Annotated in this window: 8 protein-coding genes; 4 read left to right on the top strand and 4 right to left on the bottom strand. The window is 58.8% G+C overall.

The features are described from left to right. On the bottom strand, window positions 1-597 hold a 597-nt coding region (locus tag BRA62_RS10685; RefSeq protein ID WP_292366555.1), incomplete at its 3' end, for a 3'-5' exonuclease. Window positions 598-846: 249 nt separating this feature from the next. Between BRA62_RS10685 and BRA62_RS10680 the strand changes: the two genes are divergently transcribed. Both BRA62_RS10680 and BRA62_RS10675 read left to right on the top strand, forming a co-directional pair. Next, on the top strand, window positions 847-1875 hold the full coding sequence (locus BRA62_RS10680; RefSeq protein WP_292366554.1) for a helix-turn-helix domain-containing protein: 1029 nt from the start codon (window positions 847-849) through the stop codon (window positions 1873-1875). A 9-nt stretch (window positions 1876-1884) separates the two neighbouring features. Beyond that, window positions 1885-2382, top strand: a complete 498-nt coding sequence (locus BRA62_RS10675; protein WP_292366553.1) for a hypothetical protein — start codon at window positions 1885-1887, stop codon at window positions 2380-2382. A gap of 102 nt (window positions 2383-2484) precedes the next feature. On the opposite strand, the gene BRA62_RS10670 is transcribed toward BRA62_RS10675, so the two are convergent. Further along, complete coding sequence (locus BRA62_RS10670; RefSeq protein ID WP_292366552.1) at window positions 2485-2799, bottom strand: transcription factor S; 315 nt, start codon at window positions 2797-2799, stop codon at window positions 2485-2487. Window positions 2800-2924: 125 nt separating this feature from the next. On the opposite strand from BRA62_RS10670, the gene artA reads away from it, so the two are divergent. Next, window positions 2925-3749, top strand: a complete 825-nt coding sequence (gene artA, locus BRA62_RS10665) for an archaeosortase A (RefSeq protein ID WP_292366551.1) — start codon at window positions 2925-2927, stop codon at window positions 3747-3749. Window positions 3750-4063: 314 nt separating this feature from the next. Here artA and BRA62_RS10660 read toward each other — a convergent pair whose 3' ends face one another. Beyond that, window positions 4064-4696, bottom strand: a complete 633-nt coding sequence (locus tag BRA62_RS10660) for a CDP-alcohol phosphatidyltransferase family protein (RefSeq protein ID WP_292366550.1) — start codon at window positions 4694-4696, stop codon at window positions 4064-4066. Window positions 4697-4841: 145 nt separating this feature from the next. Here BRA62_RS10660 and BRA62_RS10655 point away from each other — a divergent pair, with 145 nt between their 5' ends. Then, window positions 4842-5534 carry a dihydrofolate reductase family protein gene (locus BRA62_RS10655; protein WP_292366549.1) on the top strand — a complete coding sequence of 231 codons (693 nt, stop codon included), beginning with the start codon at window positions 4842-4844 and terminating at the stop codon, window positions 5532-5534. 21 nt (window positions 5535-5555) lie between these two features. On the opposite strand, the gene truD is transcribed toward BRA62_RS10655, so the two are convergent. Further along, window positions 5556-6569, bottom strand: a 1014-nt coding sequence (truD, locus tag BRA62_RS10650) for a tRNA pseudouridine(13) synthase TruD (protein WP_292366548.1), incomplete at its 5' end; no start/stop codon positions are given.

The raw sequence follows: 6569 nt of genomic DNA, 5'->3' as shown, positions 1-6569 counted from the left end.
GGAGGAATTCAACAAAGCCCAAAAACCCGTCTCTTTGAGAGCAAAAAAACAACGTGCACACGCCTCTGCGTCGCCAGCTGCGCGATGAGCAGCACCCTCGTAGGGGTGGCTAAAGAGTGTTTGATGAAGTTCAGAGAGTGTCGGCCACTTGTATCCACTTCCCCGCCGGATCTTGCAGAGTGACGACGTTGACTCCATTGTACATATGCCGGGCAAAGCGGCGAGCGGGTCAGGAACGCCGACACGCCTGTATTCACCCGCGATGACTGCAAGGTCAAACCTGAGATTATGCGCGACAATCGTAGAACTCTTGTTTGCAACCAGAGAGAGAGCATCAAGAGCCTCGCGGACGGGCACACCAGCCCGCCGGGCGTACCCGGTGGTGATCCCGTGGATCCGGGAGGCGCTCACCGGGATCGTGAAGCCATCCGGACGAATGACCCGGTCGTCCCTCTCCAAGACTTCTCCCACGACATCGCAGACCGGCCAGGCAATCTCAACGAGGCGGGGAGGCGAGCGACCTGTCTTGAGCGTCCCGGTCGTCTCCGTGTCGACGATCAGGTACGTTCCGCGATTTCCGGAAGGCTCCGCCACCATATGTTGAAAAACGACGAAGGAAAGAATATAACTTTCTCACAGGAGCAACAAGGGGCAAGAACAGCGATTACGCTTAAATCCAGCATTTCCAGCGCCACGAGATAGATCAGCCACCACCGGGTGACCCGGCCCGCTCAACGCCGCCACCATACCAGAACGAATATATACAAATATCGCGAGACACCATTTAGTTTACAAAACAAAAAATAATAAAGCAATTGTAAACCAGGCACTCGGCGGTGAGATGAGATGACCATTGGAGAACGGATAAAATCTGCACGCATTGGCGCAGGATTGAGCCAGCGGAATCTGGCCGAAAAGATGGGCCTGAGCGCCATGGCGATCTCGAAGTACGAGAACGGCGAAGTCACCCCGAGATCGGGGCTCCTGATTCAGATGAGCGAGATACTCGGAGTGAACGTCGATTACTTCTTCCGCTCCATATCCGTGGATCTTTCCGAGCCACAGTATCGGTGCCGGAAACCGCTGAAAAAGCGAGAGGAAAGCCAGATACATGCAAAAGTTCAGGAATGGCTCGAAAGATACCTCGAGATCGAGTTGATTCTGGGTGAGGAAAAGACCCTCATGCTCCCTTCAAGGGAGAATTGCCGCATAACAAGCCTGAGGGAGATTGAAGATGTGGCTCAGAAAGTTCGTGATGAGTGGAACCTGGGCCTGGATCCCATTGAGAGCGTCATGGATGTGCTGGAGCAGCACGGCATTAAGGTCGGCATCATCGGAGCCACGGATAAGTTCGACGCCCTGACGTTCTATTACGATGATAGCACCCCGGTTATAGCCATAAACAACGACGCACCAGGGGACCGCCAGCGGTTCAACCTTACCCACGAACTCGGACACCTTCTGCTCCGGATTGAAGGGGACGTCGATGAAGAAACGGCGGCCCATCGATTTGCCGCTGCGTTCCTCGTACCGAGAGAGATGGCGCTTCGGGAGCTGGGGCAACGACGCCGGAACATATCACCACGCGAGTTCTACCTGCTCAAACATAAATGGGGCATGAGCATGAGCGCCTGGCTCCATCGGGCTGCCGACCTCGGGATCATATCAGGGAGCGCGTCGAAACGGCTCTGGTTGCTCTTCAACAGTAATGGGTGGCGGCAGACAGAGCCCGGAACCCCGTTGCCGCCCGAACGTCCGACGCACATGAAACTGTTGGTGCTCCGCGCTCTTAGCGAGAAGAAGATAAGTACAGCGCGAGCTCAGGAATTGTTGGGGGGAGAACAGCCCGGTGAGCAGTGTGCCGAATCATTCTAGGCGATACGTGTGAAAGGTACCAAGGTCAAGTGTTCAATCGATGCGAACTACGTCTTCGACCTGGACACCGGCGGGATACTGGATTGTCCCCCATATCTCGGTTACACCTTCCTTATGGCGAACTTCATCGCCCACGAGATAACAACAATCTCCCACGAACGATTACGGCTCTGCGGTATGCAGATCGCCGACCTGGAACCCGGGCAGGTTTCGGAGATCTACGAACTCCTCCGGGAGCACCGCGGACTCTCCTACAGGGATCTCGCCGCATTCATCCTGGCACGGGATACGCAATCCATACTGGTAACCGGCGACGGTCATTTGCACACGATGGCCGGAGAGAATGATATAGAATGCCACGGGACATTGTGGATACTGGATGCACTCGTGGACGCGGGCATCCTCACGGGGCCGCGCGCCGCAGATGCCCTGAGAACGATGCAGGCGAACAACAGGTGGCTCCCGAAAGCAGAGTGTGATGCGCGAGTGAAAAAGTGGGACCTGTAGGTAAATGGGTTCATGGGACCGATATTGTTACACAGTACAAACCCTAATCAGAAGAAAAATACACCCCCGGAGGGGGCAACATGTCAATAAAACGGCTCCAGCCTAATCGTACTCGCGCCACGTCTTGCCGCAGGCGGTGCAGCGGAAGAACCTGACCTCGCTCTCATCCGCCGCACGCAGCTGCCGCAGCCACCAGAAAGCCGTCGTGCAATCGCACTCCGGGCATTTTATGGTCGCCGTCGGGAGGGTTGCTACCTTATCCTCGTCTTCGACGATGGTGATCTCCTTCTCCACGCGTTTGTCTGTCTTCTTTAACCGGTCCGACTCATCGATCTCCCGGATATAGCCACACTTTTTGCATTTCAGCTGACCACCGGACGATATCATCAGGCCTTTGCACTGCGGACAGAACATCATTGTAATGAATGGGGTGCCGACCGCAATTAATTCTTGGTCGTGGCGCATGATCCGTTCGCATGACAGGTGGCCCGGACTGGACAGGTGCACAAATAATTATAGCCGGATACGCCGAAGGGTAAAGGATGAAGGATTACCTGGTGCTGATCTCCTGCATCTGCTTTCTCGCCTTTCTCATCCCGAGCCGGTTCAGGAAGTACTTCGCACTCGGCGGGTGGGCAAGCATCGTCGGATACCTCTTCGTCGAGCTCCCCTACTACTTCTCCCTCAATAACTTCATGTACCCGGCAATAGCCCTCCTCTCCATACCTTTCCTCTATATCACCGCAAAATACCTGCTCCGCGACGACCCACGGGTGATGCAGATCTCGACGATAGCAGCCGTGGCGTTCCTGATTTACGCCCCCTTCGGCTACATACCGGCACTCGGGAACTGGCTGATCGCCCTCGTCGCCGGCCAGACATCCGCAGCGCTCGCGGCGGTCGGCTACCCCGTGACGTTTCAGGCCTGGAACCTGATGGAGCGCAACGGGTTCCAGACCGAGATCATCCTCGCCTGCACCGGGATCCAGAGCATCGCGATCATGCTCGGGGTCGCCTGGGGCGTCCGGTCGACGGCGAGGCAGAAGATCGCCGGCTTCCTCCTGGTCTTCCCGACGATATATATCCTGAATATCGTGAGAAACATCTTCGTGATCACGGCCTACACCGAGCAGTGGTTCCCCTACCTCCCCGCGATCGCCGGCAACGGCGAGCTCGGGTACGAGAGTTTCTTCTGGGCGCACAACGTCATGGCCGAACTCGGGGCACTGATATTTCTCGTGCTCCTTGCCTATGCGCTCTTCATGATCATCCCCGAGCTCGGCACCCTCGCCGACAGCCTCTACCGGCTCTACCGCGGCGAAATGGAGCAGCTCATCCGGCCGAAATCCGCGAAAACCGAGATTTAAACCCCGGGCGGGGGATAGTCTCCTCCCGCGCCGATCATTCTTTCCCAAGCATACCGGCGCATGGGAGATACGGTTTTTACAAAAAGGGCTCTGTCAAAACCCCTTTCGGGTCTGCATCGCTACCCCGACGGGGGTGGCGCTGGGCCCGGCTTGCCCCCGTGATCGGCCTTTCCCCTCAGGCATGTCCCTATACAGTGGACCGTGGGGCCTGATGAGCATCTGGCGGTGCTCAAACTCCCGCCGTGCCCCCGGATTGTGACCATCTGGAGCGAACAGGCGGGTTTCAACAAAGCCAAAAAAGTGGTGCGAACCGGTCAGGAGTACTGCCGGTAGAGGTAGAAGACCCGCTGAACCGCGGAGAGGTTCGTGCAGACCGCGATAAGGAGGATCGCAACCCAGATGTACCCGGTCACGCCGCCGAGCACCAGCACGAGGATCGTCTCGGGCCTGCCGAAGAAGCCGACTCCCTCGAGGGGGTCCTCGATCTTCCCGGCGATCCTCTCGGAATAGCCGATCTCCGCATACGTGACCGGCTTGATGAAGGTATTGATCAGCGATCCGGCGAGCGCCAGCCCCACGACACCGAAATCGGCGACCGGCGGGACGTTTATGAGGTGGCTGACGATAGGGATGCCGGAGAACCCCACGGCGAGGATGACCGCCGCATCGACGTATTTGTCGGCGATCCAGTCGAAGACGGCCCCGAACCGGCTCTCGGTGTGGTTCTTCCGGGCGACGTTGCCGTCTACCAGATCGAGAATCGCAGAGACGAACAGGAGCAGGCTGCCTGCGAGGAAGTAGCGCTGGGTGAAGGCAAGTGCGCACGAAAAGCCGAAGAGCACGGAGAGCACCGACACCTGGTTCGGCGTAACGCCCAAGCGTATGAAAAATGACGCGATTGGCTCCGTATATTTGATGAATTTCGGCCGCAGGGAGGTTATATTCATCGCATAATTTATCAGCCCGTGAAGAGTTTAACCTTTGCTCTGCGGGACGAGGCTGCAACATCTCATCCGGAATATTCCATGTACGGGCTAAAATCATCAAATTCATAAATCCTCCCGGCAGATAGATCAGCGGGAACGAATTCCAATGCCAGATCACGACAGGCCGCACGTGCTCATGATGTCAGAGATCACCGTCGACGGGAAGCTCACCCTGAAACGCGGGGCCTCAAGCAAGATTCTCATGAAGTATATGGCCCCCGAGACCGAGATCCTCCTTCACCAGACCCGGGCGGCATGCGATGCCATCATGGTCGGGGCAAACACCATCAGGATCGACAACTCCTTCCTGACCGTCCGGCTGGTGGAGGGGAAAAGCCCGCTCCGTGTCATTCCAAACAGCCGGGCGGATATCCCGCCGGACTCTAACGTCCTCGGGCCGGACGCCAGAACAGTCATCGCCGTCAGCGGGGCCGCACCGGCGGAGAAGGTTGCCAGGCTCCGGGCAGGCGGCGTCGATGTCGTCGTCGCGGGAGCAAACGAGGTCGATCTGCCGGAACTGATGGGGATCCTGAAGAGAGATTACGGCGTCGACCGGATGATGATCGAGGGCGGACCGACGCTGAACTGGTCCATGCTGAACCATCGCCTCGTGGACGAGATCCGCCTGATCCACCTGCCGTTCATCGTCGGCGGCGCCGACACCCCGTCGCTCGTCGGGGGCATGCATATCGAGACCGAAGAAGAGATGTTCCGGCTCTCCTTAAAACGCCACTACATGTGCGGGAGCAACCTGGTCACCGAGTGGGACGTGCTCTACAACCCTGCTCCCGGAAATTAACCACTTTTAATCGCCGGCCCCCTAGATCATCATGTAGGGGTCGGCCTTCATGTACTCCCGGCAGACAGTCGTCGCGTAGTGGCCGGGAGGAAGCGTGAACCGGAGCCGGACATCTGCACCGGATACCTCCGCCTCCACGTCGGTGGAGAGGCTGATTGCTCTGAGAGCCCCGGCGAACTTTGTCTCCACGAACCGGGATGTGCGTTCGAAGTCTCCGGCTTCGATATCCGACTCCTGCATCAGTTCCTGCAGGATCTCGTCCATCGGCCCATGCAGCGCCACCGGTTCGGAGCCCGGGATGAACAGGGCGATCCGGCACCGCCCACGGCGGATCTGCAGCAGGGCCGCCTGCCGGTTCCGCGCGGAGACGATATCCTCGCGGCCGTCTTGAAAGAGGACCCGGTCGCCGATCTCAGGCTCGGTGAGCGACATGCCGGCATCGATCCGGGAGGAGAGAGCGCAGTTGAAGAGGTAGGACTGGAACGCGCTCACGAGAAGCGAGAGGAGTTTCGGGGGGAGCGCTCTGAGCGCGCCGGCGTAGTCGCCGGGGTTCGCGACGAGATGGTTCGCCATCGCCCGCTCGTAGGTCATCTGGACGGGGAGGTCGGCGAGAGCCGCACGTGCATCCCGGGTCTCGGCGAAACGGGTCCGGGCCCACTGCGCCTCCTCCGACTCCCGGGGGAATGCCCGGCCGATATACGTGACCACGGCGCCTTCGTAATCGCCCTTGAGGATCCTCTCGCCGACCAGGTGCGTGACCGGCCGGACGACGCCGAACCGCTGCAGCCCGTAATAGTTCGGTATCCCGGCGGACGCGACCGCTGTCGCTGCCTGCACCCGTGCCGGAAGATCTTCCTCGATGCAGTCGCGGATGACGATATCGAACCGATTCCCCGCGAGGCTGCCGAGAGCGAGCGAATGCTGCGACCACCCGACGACCTCGAGCGAGATGTCCGAGAGGTGCACCTGCCCGACCGCTTCGGGCGAGACGTCGTAGATCGATATGAACTGGGTGGTCACCGCGTTCTTGTCCTT

The sequence above is a fragment of the Methanoculleus sp. UBA208 genome, assembly GCF_002498065.1.
Taxonomy (GTDB): Archaea; Halobacteriota; Methanomicrobia; order Methanomicrobiales; family Methanoculleaceae; genus Methanoculleus.
This window is presented reverse-complemented; position numbering and strand designations above follow the sequence as displayed.

Excerpts from the sequence above, each read along its gene's own strand:
- BRA62_RS10680 (WP_292366554.1), top strand. The coding sequence starts at position 847 with ATGACCATTGGAGAACGGATAAAATCTGCACGCATTGGCGCAGGATTG.
- BRA62_RS10670 (WP_292366552.1), bottom strand. The coding sequence starts at position 2,799 with ATGATGTTCTGTCCGCAGTGCAAAGGCCTGATGATATCGTCCGGTGGT.
- artA (WP_292366551.1), top strand. The coding sequence starts at position 2,925 with ATGAAGGATTACCTGGTGCTGATCTCCTGCATCTGCTTTCTCGCCTTT.
- BRA62_RS10660 (WP_292366550.1), bottom strand. The coding sequence starts at position 4,696 with ATGAATATAACCTCCCTGCGGCCGAAATTCATCAAATATACGGAGCCA.
- BRA62_RS10655 (WP_292366549.1), top strand. The coding sequence starts at position 4,842 with ATGCCAGATCACGACAGGCCGCACGTGCTCATGATGTCAGAGATCACC.